Here is an 18,828-nt window from a genome sequence, read left to right as displayed (position 1 = left end):
CACTAACCTAAAATAAATACGTGGGTTCCAAAGACCTCATCTATCGTTGCAAACAACATGAAAGGAAAGCTCAGGAAGAGCTTTACAAACTCTATTCTCCCAAGTTGTTTGGGGTATGCCTGAAATATTCTGATAACTATCAACAGGCAGAGGATAATTTACAGGATGGGTTCGTGACTATTTTCGAAAAGATTGGTCAGTTTCAGGATAAGGGATCTATTGAAGGATGGATGAAACGCATTCTAATTAATACTTCACTTCAAAAACACAGGCAACAGAAAGTTTACGGCATTACCAACGAAGAGGATCTGCAGGAAGAAGAAGTAGAAGTTGAAACAGATAATATTTCCGTAGACTTCCTCCTACAATGCGTACAGGAATTACCAGATAGATATAGACAGGTATTCAACCTTTATGTGCTGGATGGGTATTCTCATAAAGAAATTTCAGATTTATTAAGTATCACTGAGGGAACTTCGAAATCAAACCTGGCCAGAGCCAGAACTTCTCTAAAGGAGAAAATTGAATTGGTACAGAACTCAAAAGCGGTGAAATCATCATGAAAGAGAAAAAGAACATAGACAGGATCTTTCAGGAGAAGTTCAAGGACTTCGAGAAAGAACCTTCCCCTGGAAACTGGGAGCAAATATCGGCGCGACTAGATGCCGGAACACCACCAGTTGCTAAAAAGCCGGTCATTCCACTCTGGCTTAAATTTACTGCTGCGGCTGCAATTTTAGCCTTAGTTGCTACGGGAATCTGGAAAATGAATGTTTCTTCTACGGAAGTTTCAGAACCGGGATTTGTGAATGAGTCTGTAGAAAAGGGAGCTAAAAGCCATGATAATGTGAATCAGGATTCTACTTCAGAAGAAAGAATTGCGAACCAGGATGTGATCATTGAAGAGGAACAATCTGGAGACGCGGCGCAAAATAGTCAAGGAGATAAAAACAATTCTGAAGAAGCAGGCAGCTCTAATGCTGCTATTACTGATCGAATTAATAATACTGAAAATGAAAAAGATTTAAATGATTCGGGAAGCAATAGATCCCAGACCAATCAACGATCAAAAGAAGACTCCCGTTATGCTCATCAGGAAAAGGCTGGTAAAAAAAATTCAGAAGAAAACATTTTAAATAATCAGTATCGTACCTCAGCAACTACATCTGCCAGCAACGAAGTTATGGCCTCGAAAGATGAAGCAGAGAAAAGAAATGCCATTCCAAGTATATTCGAAAACTACTGGAAGGACCGAAATCCTGAACTTTCAAATGAACTGTTAAGTACTGCTCTTTTAGAGGATACTTCTTTAAATCAACTGGACGAATTGTTAGCCGCAAAAGCTTCCGAAGAAAATAAAGAAAACCATGAGGATGACAACCTCAACCAGAAAAATCTTCGTCTGTCAACTTTTGCCGCACCGGTTTTCTATGCGAACCTTGGTGATGGTAATGAATTGTCCAACCAATTTTCAAACAATTCCACCAACGCCGAAGTAACTTTCTCATACGGTGTGAAACTAGCTTATGATATCGCTAAAAATATCAAGATTAGAACTGGTATTAGCAAGGTGAACATGAGTCAGAACATAGCCAATGTATCTTATAGCCCAACGGCGATGAATCCAGGCTTTGGAAATATAAATTCTACAGAAGATAATATTGAAATTAGGGTTGAATCTCCTAATGATAGTGGTCTACCTAGTTTTGGCGGCAATAGTGATGGTAGCAACGGGAGTATTATCTCTCCAACTGTGTTCACTCCCGGCGAGATCAATCAGCAATTTGGATTTATCGAAGTTCCCCTGGAATTGGAATACGCTTTGGTCGATGAGCGTTTTGGACTAAATCTAATTGGGGGTGCAAGCGGACTTTTCCTTGACAAGAACAGTGTGGATCTTGTTACGGCTGACTCCAGGACCAAACTTGGAACAGCTTCCAATATTAATAAAACAAGTTTTAGTACGAATGTTGGGATTGGGGTGGACTACGAAATTAGCAATAAAATAAGCCTGAGCGTAGAACCAATGATGAAATATCAGGTCAACACTTTTAATAATGTTGATAATGTACGTCCAGTTAATTTCGGGCTTTACTCAGGGATTAGCTATACTTTCTAATGAACCGAAGGATCTACCAGCTCCTCATGAATAATATTGAAGGTCGAGTTCTTAATCTCTTTTCTATCGGCCATTTCCAGGCCACGCGTAGGAATAAAATGATGGATCTTAACTCTTAACTTTCCGGGACTGCCCGAAAGAAATCTATATGAAAATCTTCTTTTCGAATCGTGAAATGTGATGGGTACAATTGGAATCTGATGTTCAATGGCCAGTCTAAAAGCTCCTTCTTTAAATTGATCCAGCACGACCGAATAATCATCTGGCACTCCGCCTTCAGGAAATATACATATTGAATTTCCTTGTTTTAATCTTCTTTGTGCTTCCAGAAATGCAGCTTTCCTGCTTTGCTGATTCTTGCGATCCACCAGAATACAGGTTCGTTTGTAGAAGAACCCGAAAACAGGGATTTTACTGAGTTCCTTTTTTCCAATAAAAACGAAGGGTTGCTTCATAATGACCAGCATCTGCATAATATCAAGCATACTGGTATGATTTGCCACCAGCATATAACTTTTATGCTTTTCAGGAATTTCTTCAGCTTTAACTTTAACCCAGAAACCCATTCCGTAGAGGATACATTTCGCCCATATACGGGAGCAAACGAAATACTGAGGATAAAACTTTTCAGAAGTGGTAAAAACGATCAAAACGGGAAGCATTATAACAATAGGTACGATCAGGAGAATATAAAACCAGATTCTCCATAGAAGGATGCCTGCCATTTTGATGTATCGCATGCCTCAAAAGTAGTAAAATGAAAGGAAGGAGTTCTATAAAAAATTTACCTTTGCAGGAAAATTCGAAAAGTCCATGTCAAGAATACTTACAGGAGTACAGAGTACAGGAACCCCTCATTTGGGGAATTTACTAGGAGCCATCATACCTGCCATTAATATGGCGAACGATCCTAAGAATGATTCCTTTATTTTTATTGCAGATCTGCATTCCCTTACCCAGATCAAAGATGCTGAGACGCTACGTCAAAACACTTATTCTGTAGCGGCGACCTGGCTTGCTTGTGGACTTGATATTGAAAGAAGTGTATTTTATCGCCAGTCTGATATTCCGCAGGTTGCTGAACTTTCGTGGTATCTAAGTTGTTTCTTTCCATTCCAGAGGCTAACACTTGCGCATTCTTTTAAGGATAAGGCAGATCGTCTTGAAGACGTAAATAGCGGATTGTTTACCTATCCTATGCTTATGGCGGCCGATATTCTTCTTTATGATGCTGAAATTGTTCCGGTGGGGAAAGATCAATTGCAGCATATCGAGATGACCCGGGATGTTGCTTCCCGTTTCCACGCGAAAATGGGCGATGTATTTGTAATTCCTGAAGGTAATGTGCAGGAAGAAACCATGTACATTCCAGGAACTGATGGTGCGAAAATGAGCAAATCGAAAGAAAATACGATCAATATTTTCCAGACCGATAAGAAGCTAAGAAAGCAGATCATGGGAATTGCTACCGACAGTACTCCGCTGGAAGAACCAAAAGATCCTGATACCTGCAATGTATTTGCGCTTTATAAGATCATGGCTTCGGAAAGGCAAATTACTGAAATGAGAAAGAACTACGAAGCAGGTGGTTATGGCTACGGTCATGCCAAACAGGCATTGTTCGAACTTGTTCGGGATAAATTCGCTGGGCCACGTGAGAAATACGAGTACTACATCAATAATCTGGAAGAAGTAGACAAGGCGCTATCGATTGGAGCAGAAAAAGCTAAAAGCGTGGCGAATGAAGTTCTGGCTAAAGTTAGAACCAAATTAGGTTACTAAGCCTACGCGATTTCAAATAACTTACCAGGGAGTGGTCTCACCGCTCCCTTCAATTCCATACTCAATAATAACGATGCTGTTTTAAAGGTGGGTATTTTACATTGAAGTGCCAGCAGGTCCAATTCAGTTTTTCCCTGAAGTTGTAACTGGTCATACAGGAGCTGTTCTTCTGGTCCAAGATCAATAAATAATTTCTTCTGAACTGGTTTAAGATCATGTTCAACATTCCGCCAGTTTAGCATATATGCAATATCTGCTGCAGAAGTAAGTACTCTTGCATTCTGGCTTTTAATTAATTCATTACAGCCAATACTTGACTTGTCTCCCGGTCTACCCGGAACAGCAAAAACCTCTCTGTCATATGAATTGGCAATATCGGCCGTGACCAATGCTCCTCCTTTTTCTGCACTTTCGATGACTACAGTAGCTTCACTCAAACCGGCAATGATCCGGTTTCGTTTCAGGAAGTTGTTTCGATCAAAAGTATCGCTACTCCAGAAGTCGGTAAAAAACCCTCCGTTCTCCTCCATCTCATGTAGGTACTTTTTATGTGGTTTGGGATAGATCTGGTTCAATCCATGTGCAAGGCAGGCAATCGTTTGCAGTTTATTCCTGATGGCAGCTTTGTGAGCGGTAATATCGGTTCCGTATGCAAAACCAGAGACAATAACCGGATCTAAAGGAGCTAGCTCTTCAATGAGCTGCTCGCAAAAAGAAATGCCATGCGAACTAATCTGCCGGGTGCCAACGATACTTAGAATTCTGCGTCGATGCAATGCTATATTCCCACGGCTAAATAACAGCAAGGGGGAATCCTGGCAATGTTTGAGTTTTTCAGGATAGCTTTCCTCCTTGAAATAGCTTACGCTAATCTTATTCTTTTGAATAAAACCAAGTTCCTTTTCAGCTTCCTTCAGATGAATTGGATTCTCTATTTCACTGATTCTGGTCTTCCCGATACCATCAATTTTCAGTAAACTTGACTTTTTTTCTTTGAAAACATTTTCCGCAGAACCAAAATGTCTTATTAGTTTTTTAGCTGTGCTATCTCCCAGATTTGGAACATGTTGCAGCGCCAGGGTGTACAAAAGTTGATCAGGTTCCATTCAGGATAATTTGACGAAATTTACAGAAAAAAACATTTGTTAATAAAAATTGTTTAGGTAACTTTAACTAACTGTCTTTAACCTATATTTTTGCACTCGATGAATATTTCCAATTACATACAGGACCTGCTTTACCGTTACGAATGTGTAGTTCTTCCCGGATTTGGTGCCTTTCTGGCCCATAAGCAATCAGCTTTTATCGATGAAAATTCCAATGAGTTCTTTCCTCCAAAGAAGGTGATCTCATTTAATAGGCAGCTTATTAGAAATGATGGGCTTCTTGCGAACTATATTGCTGAGGTCGAGAATGTGAAATATCAGACTGCAAATAACATGATCCAGGAGTATGTATACGACCTGGAATCTTCGTTACAAAATGCTTCCAAAGCCAGGCTTGAGAATATTGGCGAGCTTTATCTGGATAGTGAAGATAAACTGCAATTTGAACCTGTTACGAATGTAAACTTTCTCACACAGTCCTTTGGTCTGGACACGTACAAAGCCTTGCCGGTTAATAGAGAGGTTTACAAAAAACAGGTATCAGAACTTGAGGAAAAAGCTCCTATTACTTTCACTCCTGAAAGCAAAAGATCATCTATCTGGAAATATGCCGCAATTGGTCTTATCGCACTTGGAGTTTCAAGTTTTGCCGGGCTTAATATCTACAGCAGCCAGGTCACAAAGCATAATATTGCTGAACAGCAGGAGGCAGAAACTCAGCTTCAGGAACAAATACAACAGGCCACCTTTGTCATTGATAACCCACTACCAGCGGTTACCTTCGAAGTTGAAAAACAATCCGGCAACTATCATGTAGTTGCAGGAGCTTTTAGAGTTGAAGAAAACGCACAAACCAAAGTAGATGAATTGAAGGCTGAAGGTTTTAAAGCTCGTTTACTTGGTGTAAACAAGTATGGTCTTCACCAGGTAGTTTATTCCAGTCATCAAACCAGAAGAGAGGCGATCAACAAACTTTATGCGGTCAAGAAAACGAATGATGCCGCCTGGTTATTGGTTCAGGAACTGTAATTTAATAGTTCGTTAACTGCGTAATTACCGGTAACCTCCCTATTTTTGCAAAAAATTTTACATGGAGGCTAAATCACCCAATGAATCCCGTACCACGTTAACAGATCTTGTTTTACCCAGTGAAACGAATCCGCTAAATAATCTTTTTGGTGGTGAACTACTGGCAAGAATGGATCGTGCGGCCAGTATCGCTGCAAGACGTCATAGTCGTAGGATCGTAGTAACTGCTTCAGTCAATCACGTGGCTTTTAACAAAGCGATTCCTTTAGGAAGTGTTGTAACGGTAGAGGCAGCCGTTTCAAGAGCATTTAAGAGCTCCATGGAGATCTTTATAGATGTTTGGGTAGAAGACCGCGAAAGTGGTCGCAGAACCAAAGCCAACGAAGCGATCTATACTTTCGTTGCCGTAGATGAAACGGGTACTCCAATTCAAATTCCACAACTGGAGCCAGAAACAGATCTGGAAAAAGAAAGATTTGCCGCTGCTTTGCGTAGAAAGCAATTGAGTCTTGTACTGGCTGGAAAGATGCAACCTGGAGATGCTACTGAACTTAAAGCTCTTTTTGACTAAGACTAATGCGTGATAAACCTCACGCCTGCTCTTATACTTAGTAAGTTCGCGTTTCCAAAGTAGTCGTCCAGCTGTTCGCTGACTTCAATATTCATAAAATCTTTTCTAAATTCACTTCCCAGGAATATTCCGAAGAAATTATTGATGCGATAACTGATTTTTGGCCCACCCCAAATACTTGTAGCCGAATCTCTAAAGTTTGTACCAAATTTTGAATCATGGTAATAGCCGGTCGAACCAATCCCGGCAATTAGGTCCAGGTATAGACGCTCGGTAAATTCATAAACATATGCACCATGAACACCGAATGTAAAGATATTTGTCTTCTTGATGTCGCCAATATTTTCCGGCCTGGTTATCTGTGTATTTATATTTAAAAATCGAGTTCCTATGTACCAGTTCTTATTTAGATAAAAGCTCGCATTAAGGCCCGTGCCGGTTTTGAGATCATAAGCATCCTTTAAAAAGTTATCTCCTATTGCAGTAAACAGGCTTAGTTCCGGATCCAGCTGTATACGATTAAAATGATGCGGAGAAAATTTAGTGCTGTCCTGCTCCTGTGCTTTCAGTGACACAGTAGAACAAACGAACAGCACTATCACGAGCCTAAAGATCGATCTCATAGCTTGCATCAATTTCGTTCACTTCAAATTCATAAGTATATTCTTCCAGGCCACTTTGTAATTTCAAATAAACAGTAGAATTATTAGTGGTAGTAACTCTTAAGGTATCAACCTGATTTTCGGAATTCAGAAAGGATTCCCGGGTTGTATATTTCGAAGCCAGGTCTAAATCATCGTAAGAGCTTAGTTCATTCCAGTCTTCAGTACCAATTCGCACTGAAGGTGCTTCAGATCTCAACGTATAATAAACATGTGAATTATGCCGAATTATTATGCTCGTTCCTATGATTTCTTTCAGAACAAATTCACCAAGATCCAGCAAAGTTTCCTTCCTGCTGAATGATGAATCACATACTATAAAACTCTGCAGTTTGCGATCATTGGACGTATTTTTAATATCCAGACATAAAATGCCAGGATCAACATCCAGAGAGACCATGGAAACGTCACCATTTTCATCGCTTAGAGCTTCAGAAAGTGTGCCCTGTCCCCGGCTTAAAAAACCTTTGATATCTGTTGTTGTACTTACCCGGATTCCTTGTATAGCAGCCCCTTCAGGAGTTACAAATTTTCCCTGTACCAGAATGCGTTTGTTATTTTCAATGGAAACAGGTGTACATGCCTGCAGCATTAGTAGCATAGCCACTATCAACGCACACGTATAGCCAGATTTTATTGAATTCATAGGTTAGATTCTATTCACTAGATGCTTCCAAACCCATAAGGTTGCGTTCAAATTACATCCTATAGATCCATCCTGCAGGATCCATTTTCTGATCATTTTTATACAATAGGAAATGCAGAGTTGTTTTACCAGTAGTTTTGCTTGTTGCGATCTCTCCTATTTCCTGTTCTGTGCTAACCGCGTCTCCCTTTTTCACGAACACATTCTCAAGGTTGTTATAGATTGTAATAAAATCACCGTGTCTTACCATCACCGCTTTGTTCGCACCTTTCACCGCCTGCACTTCACTTACAGTTCCGTTAAATACCGCACGTGCCTTTCCACCTTTATCAGTATCTATTCGTACGCCGTTATTATTTACCATTACCGAGCTTACTACGGGATGCGGCTGTTTTCCAAACTTCATGGTCACAACACCAGATTTCACCGGCCATGGCAATTTCCCTTTGTTGTTATTAAAGTCAGTCGCCAGTGCTTTCGCTTCCGGAGTAAGTTCATAAGTACTTCTCGAGCTGGAACCGCTCTCTTTATTCGCCTTGGCAATAGATTCACGAATCATTCGATCGATCGCTCTGTCGATTTCGTCGATCTCGCTCTGTTTGCTTTTTAACTGACTCGCAAATTCACCTTCACGTTTTTTGATAGTGGAAACAAGTTCTTGCTGAGATTTTCTATTTTGTTCTAACTGAGCCCTGGTTTTTCTATTTTCAGCAATTAGTTTTTGTTTTTCTTCTTTCTGCTGAACCAGTCTGGAATTCAACTGCTGCAATTCTATCGTATTGGCCTTGATCTCTTCCCCTTGCTGTTTACGATAATTGGTATACTGCTTCATATACTGAATTCGTTTATAAGCCTGCAGGAAATTCTGAGAAGAAAGCAAGAACATCACTCTGCTTTGCTGAGACTTGCTCTTATAGCTTTTCTCTATCATTCGGGCATAATCTTCCTTAAGCTGTTCCAGCTCCTTTCTAAGCGCTCCAATTTTATTCGTATTGGTCGTAATTTCTCTCGTGAGAAGATTCGCCTGCTGATTAGTGAGTTTTATGAGATCTTCGGTACTTTTAATTTGCTGCCCAAGATCTTCCACCTGTACAAGAACCGAGCGTTGTTTCTTCTGGTTGGAAATTCGAAGCTCATTGATCCTGGTGATCTCATTTCTAAGCTGAATTCGCCGTTTTTCCAGTTCTTCACGATCTGTTTGAGCATAGCTAATCTGCATACCACCTATGCAAAGCAGTAGAATAATCAATACATTTGAAGCCTTCATTCTAATCATTTCAAGCTTATTTCTTCGTAACCGGATGGGATGTCGAAAGGAAAACTAACTTCCTCATTGAAACTGATGCTTCTGTAAGTAATTTCAATATTGGTGCTGCTTCCCCCTTCATTGGCGATAATACGAATCTCTTCAGGAAAAACAATACCATCTACCACCTGGTAATCTGAATAGGTAACCGTAAGACTTCTGTTTTCTGAAACCTGCGCCAGTTGCTGAGCCGAGGCTTTCAAAGTGCGACTATCCAGCAGGAACATTTTTTTCATATCAGCAGCTTCTTCTTCCTGAACGAACTGAAACCCTCTTGGAGATTGCGTAAAATCATATTCTTCCGTACGAAGGTCATAGATCGCCTGTCCAATCAACAAATTCTGAAGCTTTTGAAAATCCAGCGGAGTTCCAAGGAAGTCACTAACCAATCTGAAGTCTCCATCAAAGTAACTCTGAGTGACCTTTTCATAATAGCTCACACTATTTGGTGTGATGTAGACTTTAGCAACAGGGAAACCGAGAATACTCGCACTCATCCAGATCGCCTTGTCCTTTTCCATTCTAAAACTAAGATTTACAGATTGCGTTTTTTCATCATCCTGATACACTGCTCTTAATTTACCGGAAGCGGTCTTATAATCGGCTTCTTCAGCATAATGTTTTTTAATAATAGAAACAGCTTCTGTGTTCTTTGTAACGATCTTTCCGGCACGACGGGAACTTCCGCAGGAAGCTATAAATACCGCCATAAATACCAGTGCTACTATTCTTCTAATCATCAATTTATTTCTTTAAGTAATTCCTCCGCTTTAGCGCGGTATTCATTCGCCAATCCTGCATTTTTCATACCATGATAGCTAAAAGATAGCTGGGCATAGAAATCGGCTTCCATTCTAATATCATCGACCAGGTAATCCAGGCCATCTTTCAAACTGCTTTCTGCCTGCTCGAATTTTTCAAGCTTATTAAGTGCAACCCCCTGAAACAGGTATAAAACAGGTTGCGAAGGAAAGTTTTCCAACGCCTGTGCGCTCAATTCTCTAACGTCTTCATATTTCTGAAGATCAATTTGCAACAATAGTGTATTCCTGGTAAGTTCAAAATTGGAAGAATTCTTCTCTATTCCCAGTTCAAAATATCGAAGTGCGTTTTCCCGATCAGCTTTTTGGAGATAAAATTGCCCCAGTTTTTCATACAAACCCGGTGCATTCTCGGTTTGGGTAAGTTTTTGAGCAACTTCTACCAGCCGGTCTTCATATTCAGGATTCTCCTGTACAAATATCAGGAAGTCATTGAGTACTTTAAACTTAGATTCAGCATCAATTTCTTCACTTTCAAATACTATTTGCATGGAAGCAATAGCAGCTTCAGGCTCCTGTTTTTCTAGCTGAAATTTATATAGTGCGAGATGAGCCAGAGAAGAACCGGGATTGCTTTCCAGAAGTTCATTGGCAACATTATAGGCTTCTTCATCCTCACCCTGCTCGCTATACATGTAAATAAGATTGAGGTAATTTTTTTCCTGCTCAGGGTTAGCAGCGATACTCTGCCTTAAATTCTGAATTTGAGCATCGGTATTATTGGTCCTCGCATAGATCTGCCGGCGTAACGAGTTTCGATAGGAATTTGCTCCAAGGTTTTGATCTAATTGATCGATAAGTTGTAATGCATTTTCATAATCTTCATTGAGCAAGTACAAATTAGCCAAGTCCTCTTGATAATCAGAATCAAAACTAATAAGCTTTTGCACTGTGGAAATTGCACTATCAAAATCACGAGTAGCGGCATAAGTTTCAAAAAGCGAGACAAGAATAGCTTCCCTTTTGGGTTCTAATGCTGTAGCCTTCTGAAAATTTTCGATAGCTGCCGGAAATTGCTGAAGTTCCCGATAATTCTTGCCAAGTTCAAAATAAAGCACCGCGTTGTCTTCAGAAATTTCTGAAGCTTTACACAGTGCTACAATCGCTTTTTCATAATTCTCGATGCCTTTTTGCTTGAGGGCTTCAAAGAACAGTTCCTGAAACTCATCATTCACAAGACCGAGATCATCCTGGTTCACATCTTTAAATGGACGTTTATCATCCTGTGCCTGCACAGAAAGTATAAACCATAACATAAGAAGTAGGCTCCCGGATGTACGCATAAAAGTTATTCTAAAACGGAGTAATCACCAATGCTGATCTGGGTGAAATCACCGTCAAATCTGGCAAAGTTTCCGATCATTGCGTTATCCAGTTTCGCATTTTTTACTTCAGCAAAGGTCTGGATAAGACTGTTCTTTATAGTACTGTTTTCTATTTTGGTTCCATCCCCAATAGATACATTAGGTCCAATTTTAGCATTGATCAATTCAACGTTTTCACCAATATAGCAAGGTTCTGTAATTTCAGAATCTTTGATCTTTACAGAGTCTGCCATTAATTTCTCTCCATCCTGATGAAGGAAATTCAGCATTCTACCATTGGTTTCCACGGTGACATTTTTGTTTCCACAGTCCATCCATTCATCTACTTTTCCTGGAACAAAACGAAGTCCGTTTTTACGCATTGCTTCAATCCCATCGTTGATCTGGTACTCACCACCGCGGGTTAGCTTTGCATCCAGAACATTCTGAAGTTCATCTTTTAAAACTGCCACATCCTTGAAATAGTATATTCCAATAACTGCAAGATCTGAAACAAATTCTTCAGGCTTTTCAACAAGATCTGTGATCTCGTTATTGTCGTTCAGCTTCACCACACCGTAAGCTGATGGATTCTCAACTTTCTTTACCCACATCACTGCATCTGCAGATTTGTTAAGGTTAAAGTCGGCTTTAAAAAGTGTATCGGCATAAGCAACTACTGCAGGACCACTAAGAGATTCTTTAGCACACATAATCGCGTGACCGGTTCCCAATGGTTTATCCTGGTAATAGATCGTTCCTTTGGCGCCAAGACTTTCCGCGATCTTTTTAAGATCTTCCTCCACCTTTTCTCCAAAATCTTCTCCAATGATAAAAGCAACTTCGTCGATCTTCTCATCAAGAACCTTCGCAATATCTTCTACCAGTCGGTGAACGATTGGTTTTCCTGCGATAGGAATTAAAGGTTTTGGTACAGTCAAAGTATGTGGACGAAGTCGTGAACCACGACCTGCCATTGGTACAATAATTTTCATTTTATAGCTTTTTAATTAATCTTTAAATATGGGCTAGTTATTTCCAGTGCTTCCAAAACCTCCTGCGCCCCGGGAAGTTTCTCCTAGAGAATCTACTTCTTTCCAGGAGATCTGTTCGTGTTTAGCGATGACCATTTGAGCAATACGCTCTCCATTCTGGATCTCAAATGCTTCATTAGACAAATTTACAAGGATGACACCAATTTCACCTCTATAATCGGCATCGATTGTTCCTGGAGCATTGAGAACCGTAATCCCTTTCTTAGCCGCAAGACCACTTCTTGGTCTCACCTGGGCTTCAAAACCCAAAGGAAGTTCAATAAAAAGTCCTGTTTTCACAATGGTTCTTTCTAAAGGTTTCAGGGTTACCGGTTCATCGATATTAGCTCGAAGATCCATTCCTGCAGAAAAATCGGTTTCATAATGTGGCAACTTGTGTGCCGACTTATTGATCACTTTTACTTCCATGTCTTAGGATTGTATGATTCTTAAAATCTGGTCTTTTTCAAAATAGTAAATGACACCCATAAATATCAATAATAACGGGATTCCCACGAAATAATTTCCCCGGAAAAAGTAAAATGAGATTATTGAGAAGGTAATGGATACCAGAAGGTAAGCTCCTATTCGAGTCATATCGTAAGGAACTTTATAATATTTTCTTCCGTAGTAATAAGAGAGTATCATCATCAAGCCATATGCAGCAAGTGTTGCGATGGCAGAACCGGTATAACCTATCTTCGGGATAAGGTATAGGTTGAGAGCAATGGTCACGGCAGCTCCAGCCAGAGAAATATAGCCTCCAAATTTTGTGCGGTCCGTTACTTTATACCAAACTGAAAGATTGTGGTAGATACCAAGAAAAAAGTTCGCCAGTAAAATTAATGGCACGATCTCCATTGCTTCCCAGTAAGCTGGATCTTTAATGATCAATATCTTCAAAAGATCAGCAAAAACGATCACGCCCAGCAGGATCAAGCTTCCCAGAATGACAAAATAGTTGGTGATACGAGCATAAGTTGTAGTAGCATTTTCTTCGCTGGAATGGCTAAAAAAGAAAGGCTCTATTCCCAATCTAAATGCGGTTGCAAATAAAGTCATAAACATGGCTAGCTTATAACAGGCCGAGTATGCTCCAATTTGTTCACGTGCTATATCCTGGGGTAATAGCCGGTCAAGCAGAATTCTATCAAAAACTTCATTTACTGAAAAGGCAATTCCCGCGATCAGGATTGGGAATCCATAAGACAGCATTTTACGCCAGAGTACCGAATCGAAAGTGAAAGAAATTTTGAAGTAAAAAGGCAGCATAAGCAAAAGCGTAAGTCCGCTTGCTACAAGGTTGGATATAAATACATAACTGATCTTAAAATCCTCTACATAGATACTTCGGAAAAAGCTATATTCCTCTGCCAGATCTTTCAGGTAAACCAGGAATAAAACATTCAGACCAAGGTTTACAGCAACATTGAAGATCTTGATAATCGCGTATCTCATTGGTTTTTCCGCAGCACGCAACCAGGAAAAAGGAATGATCACCAGGGCGTCCAGAAGCAGGATCCAAATCGCAAGTTCTATGTATTTCAGAGGAATATTGGTGACCTCTACAATAAGATCACGGGTAACATAAGCTACTACCGTAAACAGAAGTGAAGTGATCACCAGTGACCATCCCGAGGTACTTAGAACACTATTGCGATTTTCGCTCTTATTATAAAATCTGAAAAATGCCGTTTCCATACCATAGGCAAGGATAACATTGATCAAAACGAAATAAGCAAAAATAACCGATATTTCACCGTACTCTTCTTTCGGTAAAATATCGGTATATAGGGGAACTAAAAGGAAACTAACCATCCTTGGCAAGACAGTAGCCAGGCCGTAAACGAAAGTTTGCTTAAAGAGATTTTTAATAGTACTCAAAGGAGCCGGTTGGTTTGCTACAAATATCTGAATTTAAATAACAAAACCGCTCTGGCTACTCTTCCTTTTCCACAATTCCAGTAAGCTTGTAGAATTTGGTTTTCTCATTCTGTCCAAATACCAGAATGGCTTCATCCTGGTCTATTTTAAACGGACTCTCTTCAGGCATTTGTGGCATTTTATTACCGTATTCCTTTTTAGGGTCTACATCCATCACCATATCCTGGGCACCAACTCTAAAGTTGGCTATGTAGATATTGGAATTCTCTTCGCTCTTAACTAGAGGCGACTTCATACCGTGGAAATAAACGGCCTGAAGATCTACACGCTCCTCCTGAATTACTGAAACTGGAATATTGAGCTGAATACCTTCCGAAGTATATGTGTAATAAACATCAGCGAATTGGGCAGGTGCTCTTTCCTGAAGATCTTTATTACTGCCGCAGGAAGCAAAAATGCTCAATACCAGAATTCCGGTTATCATTAGTAGTGATTTTTTCATAATGTTGATTTTTAAAGTTGAAGATATAAAAACAAAAGCTGTACCAAACAAAAAATGCCCTCCATTTGGAGGGCATTTCAAAGTATATTTAATAAGCCTATCCGTTCAAGGCTTCAGCTCCACCAACGATCTCAAGGATCTCGTTTGTAATAGAAGCCTGTCTTGCTTTGTTATAAGATAATTTAAGGTCATCTCTAAGTTCCTTAGCATTATCTGTCGCTTTGTGCATCGCAGTCATACGTGCACCATGTTCAGAAGCGAAAGAGTCCCTAAGAGCCTTAAACAGTTGCATTTTTAATGACTTTGGAATAAGATCTTTAACGATCTCAATTTTCGATGGTTCGAAAATATAGTCAAGCTGCTTTTCAGATTCGGTTTCAAAGCGCTCGATAGGCAGGAACTGCTCATCCATCACGATTTGTGTTCCGGCATTCTTGAACTGGTTATAAACAAGCTCGATCCTATCGAATTTCCCATCAACGAAAACCTGCATAAGCTCTTCAGCAATTGCAGAAACGTTCTCGAAAGAAAGATCATCGAAGATCGCATTATCGTTCTTGTAAACCTCCAAGGTTTTCTTCAGAATATCATTACCCTTTTTTCCAAGAGTTAGAAGTTCTACTTCTGTATTTTGATAGTCTGCAGCAACCTTACTTTTTACCTTTTTTATGATATTGGTATTAAAAGCACCTGCCAGACCTTTATTAGAAGATATAGCTACGATAAGCACTCTTTTTACCTCACGCTCTTCAGCAAATTTGCTGTTCGCATCATCATCCAGAGTAGCACTTAAATCCTGTAGCAATTGCGTTAACTTTTCAGCATAAGGCCTCATAGATGTAATTGCATCCTGAGCCTTGCTCAACTTAGCAGCCGATACCATTTTCATGGCGCTGGTGATCTGCATCGTTGAGGAAACCGAAGTAATCCTGCTACGTAATTCTTTTAAGTTTGCCATTTTGTTTTAGTATTGAGTATTGAGTAGTTAGATGTTAGAAACTACTCAATACCTATATAATTTTCAATTGTAAATACTTCAATTAAAGATCTAAAATCTTCAATCTATGTACTCAATACTATTTCTTATATTTCCCTGAAAGTTCCTTAGCAGCCTTCGTTAAAGTGTCTGTAACTTCGTCTGTAAGTTTTCCCGCTTTAAGAGTATCCAGAGTATCTCTATGCTTAGAATTCAGGTAATCCAGATATTCTAATTCAAATTCTTTCACTTTCTCTACCGGTACATCTCTAAGTAAGTTCTTAGATCCTGCATAGATAATCGCAATCTGGTTCTCTACCGGGTAAGGATCATTTTGTCCCTGCTTCAGGATCTCTACGTTACGCTTACCTTTCTCGATCACACTCATGGTAGACGCGTCAAGGTCTGAACCGAATTTAGCGAATGCTTCAAGTTCACGGTATTGTGCCTGGTCCAGCTTTAATGTACCAGATACTTTTTTCATAGACTTGATCTGAGCGTTACCACCCACACGTGATACAGAAATACCTACATCAATCGCAGGACGAACCCCAGAGTTAAATAGATCTGATGTTAAGAAGATCTGACCATCTGTAATCGAAATTACGTTGGTTGGAATATATGCTGAAACGTCACCTGCCTGAGTTTCGATAATTGGAAGTGCAGTTAAAGATCCGCCTCCTTTTACCTTATCTTTCAAGCTATCTGGAAGATCATTCATTTGCTTCGCAATATCATCGTCGGCGATTACCTTCGCAGCACGCTCAAGAAGTCTTGAGTGAAGGAAGAATACATCCCCTGGATATGCTTCACGTCCTGGTGGACGACGAAGTAAAAGTGAAACCTCACGGTAAGCAACCGCCTGCTTGGAAAGATCATCATAAACGATCAATGCAGGACGACCTGTATCTCTAAAGTACTCACCAATCGCTGCACCGGCAAATGGAGCATAAACCTGCATTGGAGCAGGATCTGATGCATTTGCAGCAACAATAGTGGTATAAGCAAGCGCACCTTTATCTTCAAGTGTCTTGGCAATTGCAGCAACGGTAGAAGCTTTCTGCCCAATTGCTACATATATACAGAATACCGGCTCACCGGCATCGTAAAATTCTTTCTGGTTAAGAATGGTATCAATAGCAACAACAGTCTTACCTGTTTGACGGTCACCAATAACAAGTTCACGCTGTCCTCTTCCTACCGGTACCATAGCATCGATAGATTTAATACCAGTTTGCAATGGTTCAGTTACAGGTTGACGATAAATTACTCCAGGAGCTTTACGCTCAAGAGGCATTTCGAAAGTCTCACCTTCAATTGGGCCTTTACCATCAATAGGAGCTCCAAGAGTATCAACCACACGGCCAACAATACCTTCACCTACATTGATAGAAGCAATTCTCTGAGTTCTTTTTACTGTAGAACCTTCTTTGATCTCATTTGCAGGACCTAAAAGCACTACCCCAACATTATCTTCCTCAAGGTTTAGAACGATTCCTTCCAATCCACTCTCGAACTGAACAAGTTCTCCATATTGAGCGTTTGCAAGTCCGTAGATATTCGCAATACCGTCACCAACGGTTAGAACGGTACCTACTTCATCAAGAGAGGCCTTGGATTCAAAACCTGATAATTGTCGTTTTAATATTGCTGATACTTCAGCAGGATTTACTTCTGCCATAATTATTCAAGATAAAATGGTACGCACCAGGCGCACCTGTTTTAATTAAATTTTTGAAACGTATGTGTTGTCTTTTAATTGTCTCTTTAGTCTGTCCAGGTTTCTGGCTACACTTGCATCAAACTGCAAGTCGCCAACTCTAAGGACAAAACCTCCAATAATGCTCTCATCGATCACATTCTCCAGGATCGCATCATTACCAGTAAGTTCCTTAACCTTCGCCATGATGATTGTTTCCAGCTCAGCATCCAGCGGAATAGCCGTGGTTACTTTTGCATGTTGAATATTATTCATGGCGTTGAACATCATCGTATACTGCTTTGCAACGATGTGCAAAATATTAATACGATCATTGTCAAGTAGTATATCCATCGCACCAACAGTGACACCGTTAAGACCCTTAAAGATCTCAAGCAGCGCGCTCTTCTTAATGCTTTTTCTAACCACCGGACTTGTGAGCATGTTTTCCAGATCACCACTGTTCTTTACAGTAGCAGATATGGTTTTCATATCACTGTTTACAGCTTCCGCCGAATTCTTATCCTTTGCCAGTGAAAGGATCGCTTTTGCGTAACGTTGTGCGGCTCTGTTCCCTTTCATATCTTAGTTTAACTTAGCATCGCTCAGCATCTTCTCGATCATCTGGCGTTGTTCGTTCTTACTTGATAATTCTTTACGCACAACTTTCTCAGCAATTTCTACTGAAAGCTCTGCAACCTGATTTTTAAGTTCAGCAAGAGCAGATTGCTTTTCAAGTTCGATACTCTTTTGAGCATCTGCAACAATTCTGTCTGCTTTAAGCTTCGCTTCTTCAGCTGCTGAAGCGATCGTTTTTTCTTTCAACTCACGTGCTTCCTTAAGGATAGCATCTCTTTCTGCACGAGCTTCTTTCATCAATTGCTCATTATCAGATTTGAGATTCTGCATTTCCTTACGAGCATTTTCAGCTGAAGCCAACGCGTCGTTGATAGACTGTTCCCTGTCTCTTACAGAATTTAGGATAGGTCTCCAGGCGAATTTTGCCATAAGAAACAAAAGCACCAGAAAAACGATCGTTTGCCAGAAAAACAAGCCAAAATCGGGAGTGATTAAATCCATATATAACTAAATAAAATGTTCTTAAGTAATCATTAATTAAGATCTGTTCGCAACCAACCGTTACGAACAGATCTTTTTAAATTCAGGACTATGCCGGTACAGTAAGTACCCCTAGCAAAGCAGCTACCACTCCAAAAAGTGCAACACCTTCTACAAGTGCAGCAGCAATAATCATAGCAGTCTGGATCTTTCCAGCAGCCTCTGGCTGACGTGCGATAGCATCCATGGCAGAACCACCAATTTTACCAACACCGATAGCGGCTCCAACAACTGCAAGACCAGCTCCTAAAGCTGCAAGTCCAATGTG

General features: G+C 40.1%; 21 protein-coding genes. 5 read left to right on the top strand and 16 right to left on the bottom strand.

What is annotated here, in order from left to right; all coding sequences use genetic code 11:
• Positions 1–20 precede the first annotated feature (20 nt).
• Entirely contained in the window at positions 21–563 is a 543-nt protein-coding gene (locus ACNKXS_RS04910; RefSeq protein ID WP_417919881.1) for an RNA polymerase sigma factor, read from the top strand.
• The gene (locus tag ACNKXS_RS04905) at positions 560–2,119 is read left to right on the top strand and encodes a porin family protein (RefSeq protein ID WP_417919880.1); all 1,560 of its coding nucleotides are present in this window, start codon (positions 560–562) and stop codon (positions 2,117–2,119) included. Before ACNKXS_RS04910 ends, ACNKXS_RS04905 begins: the two co-directional genes overlap by 4 nt.
• Here the strand turns inward: ACNKXS_RS04905 and ACNKXS_RS04900 are convergent.
• Positions 2,116–2,859 (bottom strand): lysophospholipid acyltransferase family protein, encoded by a 744-nt coding sequence (locus ACNKXS_RS04900; RefSeq protein ID WP_417919879.1) that lies wholly within the window; start codon positions 2,857–2,859, stop codon positions 2,116–2,118. The two genes, ACNKXS_RS04905 and ACNKXS_RS04900, sit on opposite strands and share 4 nt — an antisense overlap.
• 73 nt (positions 2,860–2,932) lie before the next feature.
• Between ACNKXS_RS04900 and trpS the strand changes: the two genes are divergently transcribed.
• Positions 2,933–3,901 (top strand): tryptophan--tRNA ligase, encoded by a 969-nt coding sequence (gene trpS / locus ACNKXS_RS04895; RefSeq protein ID WP_417919878.1) that lies wholly within the window; start codon positions 2,933–2,935, stop codon positions 3,899–3,901.
• Between the two features lie 2 nt (positions 3,902–3,903).
• Here the strand turns inward: trpS and dprA are convergent, their stop codons facing one another.
• Positions 3,904–5,007, bottom strand: a complete 1,104-nt coding sequence (gene dprA, locus ACNKXS_RS04890) for a DNA-processing protein DprA (RefSeq protein ID WP_417919877.1) — start codon at positions 5,005–5,007, stop codon at positions 3,904–3,906.
• Positions 5,008–5,106: 99 nt separating this feature from the next.
• On the opposite strand from dprA, the gene ACNKXS_RS04885 reads away from it, so the two are divergent.
• A complete protein-coding gene (locus ACNKXS_RS04885) occupies positions 5,107–6,036 on the top strand; it encodes an HU domain-containing protein (RefSeq protein WP_417919876.1) in 930 nt (309 codons plus the stop codon).
• Positions 6,037–6,097: 61 nt separating this feature from the next.
• Complete coding sequence (locus ACNKXS_RS04880; protein ID WP_026913605.1) at positions 6,098–6,607, top strand: acyl-CoA thioesterase; 510 nt, start codon at positions 6,098–6,100, stop codon at positions 6,605–6,607.
• A 2-nt stretch (positions 6,608–6,609) separates the two neighbouring features.
• On the opposite strand, the gene ACNKXS_RS04875 is transcribed toward ACNKXS_RS04880, so the two are convergent.
• From ACNKXS_RS04875 to atpE, 14 genes are all read right to left on the bottom strand, one after another.
• The gene (locus tag ACNKXS_RS04875; protein ID WP_417919875.1) at positions 6,610–7,230 is read right to left on the bottom strand and encodes a hypothetical protein; all 621 of its coding nucleotides are present in this window, start codon (positions 7,228–7,230) and stop codon (positions 6,610–6,612) included.
• Entirely contained in the window at positions 7,214–7,915 is a 702-nt protein-coding gene (locus ACNKXS_RS04870) for a hypothetical protein (RefSeq protein WP_417919874.1), read from the bottom strand. Before ACNKXS_RS04870 ends, ACNKXS_RS04875 begins: the two co-directional genes overlap by 17 nt.
• A 52-nt stretch (positions 7,916–7,967) precedes the next feature.
• Positions 7,968–9,191 carry a murein hydrolase activator EnvC family protein gene (locus tag ACNKXS_RS04865; RefSeq protein WP_417919873.1) on the bottom strand — a complete coding sequence of 408 codons (1,224 nt, stop codon included), beginning with the start codon at positions 9,189–9,191 and terminating at the stop codon, positions 7,968–7,970.
• Complete coding sequence (gene lolB1, locus ACNKXS_RS04860) at positions 9,188–9,961, bottom strand: lipoprotein insertase outer membrane protein LolB1 (protein ID WP_417919872.1); 774 nt, start codon at positions 9,959–9,961, stop codon at positions 9,188–9,190. The genes ACNKXS_RS04865 and lolB1 overlap by 4 nt, the downstream gene beginning before the upstream one ends.
• On the bottom strand, positions 9,961–11,325 hold the full coding sequence (locus tag ACNKXS_RS04855) for a tetratricopeptide repeat protein (RefSeq protein WP_417919871.1): 1,365 nt from the start codon (positions 11,323–11,325) through the stop codon (positions 9,961–9,963). The genes lolB1 and ACNKXS_RS04855 overlap by 1 nt, the downstream gene beginning before the upstream one ends.
• A gap of 5 nt (positions 11,326–11,330) precedes the next feature.
• On the bottom strand, positions 11,331–12,341 hold the full coding sequence (locus ACNKXS_RS04850; RefSeq protein ID WP_417919870.1) for a sugar nucleotidyltransferase: 1,011 nt from the start codon (positions 12,339–12,341) through the stop codon (positions 11,331–11,333).
• Between the two features lie 33 nt (positions 12,342–12,374).
• Positions 12,375–12,809, bottom strand: coding sequence for a dUTP diphosphatase (gene dut / locus ACNKXS_RS04845; RefSeq protein WP_417919869.1), 435 nt, complete (start codon positions 12,807–12,809; stop codon positions 12,375–12,377).
• A 3-nt stretch (positions 12,810–12,812) separates the two neighbouring features.
• A complete protein-coding gene (locus ACNKXS_RS04840) occupies positions 12,813–14,264 on the bottom strand; it encodes an oligosaccharide flippase family protein (RefSeq protein ID WP_417919868.1) in 1,452 nt (483 codons plus the stop codon).
• A 55-nt stretch (positions 14,265–14,319) separates the two neighbouring features.
• Positions 14,320–14,766, bottom strand: coding sequence for a hypothetical protein (locus ACNKXS_RS04835; protein WP_295180368.1), 447 nt, complete (start codon positions 14,764–14,766; stop codon positions 14,320–14,322).
• Between the two features lie 97 nt (positions 14,767–14,863).
• Positions 14,864–15,724, bottom strand: a complete 861-nt coding sequence (gene atpG / locus ACNKXS_RS04830; RefSeq protein ID WP_417919867.1) for an ATP synthase F1 subunit gamma — start codon at positions 15,722–15,724, stop codon at positions 14,864–14,866.
• 118 nt (positions 15,725–15,842) lie between these two features.
• Positions 15,843–17,423 carry a F0F1 ATP synthase subunit alpha gene (gene atpA / locus ACNKXS_RS04825; RefSeq protein WP_417919866.1) on the bottom strand — a complete coding sequence of 527 codons (1,581 nt, stop codon included), beginning with the start codon at positions 17,421–17,423 and terminating at the stop codon, positions 15,843–15,845.
• A 45-nt stretch (positions 17,424–17,468) separates the two neighbouring features.
• Positions 17,469–18,023: an ATP synthase F1 subunit delta gene (gene atpH / locus ACNKXS_RS04820; protein ID WP_417919865.1), complete on the bottom strand. Its 555-nt coding sequence runs from the start codon at positions 18,021–18,023 to the stop codon at positions 17,469–17,471.
• A 3-nt stretch (positions 18,024–18,026) separates the two neighbouring features.
• Positions 18,027–18,521, bottom strand: a complete 495-nt coding sequence (locus ACNKXS_RS04815) for a F0F1 ATP synthase subunit B (RefSeq protein ID WP_026913618.1) — start codon at positions 18,519–18,521, stop codon at positions 18,027–18,029.
• Positions 18,522–18,609: 88 nt separating this feature from the next.
• Positions 18,610–18,828, bottom strand: a 219-nt coding sequence (gene atpE, locus ACNKXS_RS04810) for an ATP synthase F0 subunit C (RefSeq protein ID WP_417919864.1), incomplete at its 5' end; no start/stop codon positions are given.

The organism is Christiangramia marina (assembly GCF_048285865.1).
In the GTDB taxonomy this organism is placed as follows: domain Bacteria; phylum Bacteroidota; class Bacteroidia; order Flavobacteriales; family Flavobacteriaceae; genus Christiangramia; species Christiangramia marina.
The sequence above is the reverse complement of the archived record's forward strand: the minus strand, read 5'-3'. Positions and strand labels throughout refer to the sequence as shown.

Excerpts from the sequence above, each read along its gene's own strand:
- ACNKXS_RS04850 (WP_417919870.1), bottom strand. The coding sequence starts at position 12,341 with ATGAAAATTATTGTACCAATGGCAGGTCGTGGTTCACGACTTCGTCCA.
- lolB1 (WP_417919872.1), bottom strand. The coding sequence starts at position 9,961 with ATGATTAGAAGAATAGTAGCACTGGTATTTATGGCGGTATTTATAGCT.
- ACNKXS_RS04880 (WP_026913605.1), top strand. The coding sequence starts at position 6,098 with ATGGAGGCTAAATCACCCAATGAATCCCGTACCACGTTAACAGATCTT.
- atpA (WP_417919866.1), bottom strand. The coding sequence starts at position 17,423 with ATGGCAGAAGTAAATCCTGCTGAAGTATCAGCAATATTAAAACGACAA.
- ACNKXS_RS04870 (WP_417919874.1), bottom strand. The coding sequence starts at position 7,915 with ATGAATTCAATAAAATCTGGCTATACGTGTGCGTTGATAGTGGCTATG.
- ACNKXS_RS04865 (WP_417919873.1), bottom strand. The coding sequence starts at position 9,191 with ATGATTAGAATGAAGGCTTCAAATGTATTGATTATTCTACTGCTTTGC.
- atpH (WP_417919865.1), bottom strand. The coding sequence starts at position 18,023 with ATGAAAGGGAACAGAGCCGCACAACGTTACGCAAAAGCGATCCTTTCA.
- dut (WP_417919869.1), bottom strand. The coding sequence starts at position 12,809 with ATGGAAGTAAAAGTGATCAATAAGTCGGCACACAAGTTGCCACATTAT.
- dprA (WP_417919877.1), bottom strand. The coding sequence starts at position 5,007 with ATGGAACCTGATCAACTTTTGTACACCCTGGCGCTGCAACATGTTCCA.
- ACNKXS_RS04835 (WP_295180368.1), bottom strand. The coding sequence starts at position 14,766 with ATGAAAAAATCACTACTAATGATAACCGGAATTCTGGTATTGAGCATT.
- trpS (WP_417919878.1), top strand. The coding sequence starts at position 2,933 with ATGTCAAGAATACTTACAGGAGTACAGAGTACAGGAACCCCTCATTTG.
- ACNKXS_RS04885 (WP_417919876.1), top strand. The coding sequence starts at position 5,107 with ATGAATATTTCCAATTACATACAGGACCTGCTTTACCGTTACGAATGT.
- ACNKXS_RS04855 (WP_417919871.1), bottom strand. The coding sequence starts at position 11,325 with ATGCGTACATCCGGGAGCCTACTTCTTATGTTATGGTTTATACTTTCT.
- ACNKXS_RS04905 (WP_417919880.1), top strand. The coding sequence starts at position 560 with ATGAAAGAGAAAAAGAACATAGACAGGATCTTTCAGGAGAAGTTCAAG.
- atpG (WP_417919867.1), bottom strand. The coding sequence starts at position 15,724 with ATGGCAAACTTAAAAGAATTACGTAGCAGGATTACTTCGGTTTCCTCA.
- ACNKXS_RS04815 (WP_026913618.1), bottom strand. The coding sequence starts at position 18,521 with ATGGATTTAATCACTCCCGATTTTGGCTTGTTTTTCTGGCAAACGATC.
- ACNKXS_RS04875 (WP_417919875.1), bottom strand. The coding sequence starts at position 7,230 with ATGAGATCGATCTTTAGGCTCGTGATAGTGCTGTTCGTTTGTTCTACT.
- ACNKXS_RS04900 (WP_417919879.1), bottom strand. The coding sequence starts at position 2,859 with ATGCGATACATCAAAATGGCAGGCATCCTTCTATGGAGAATCTGGTTT.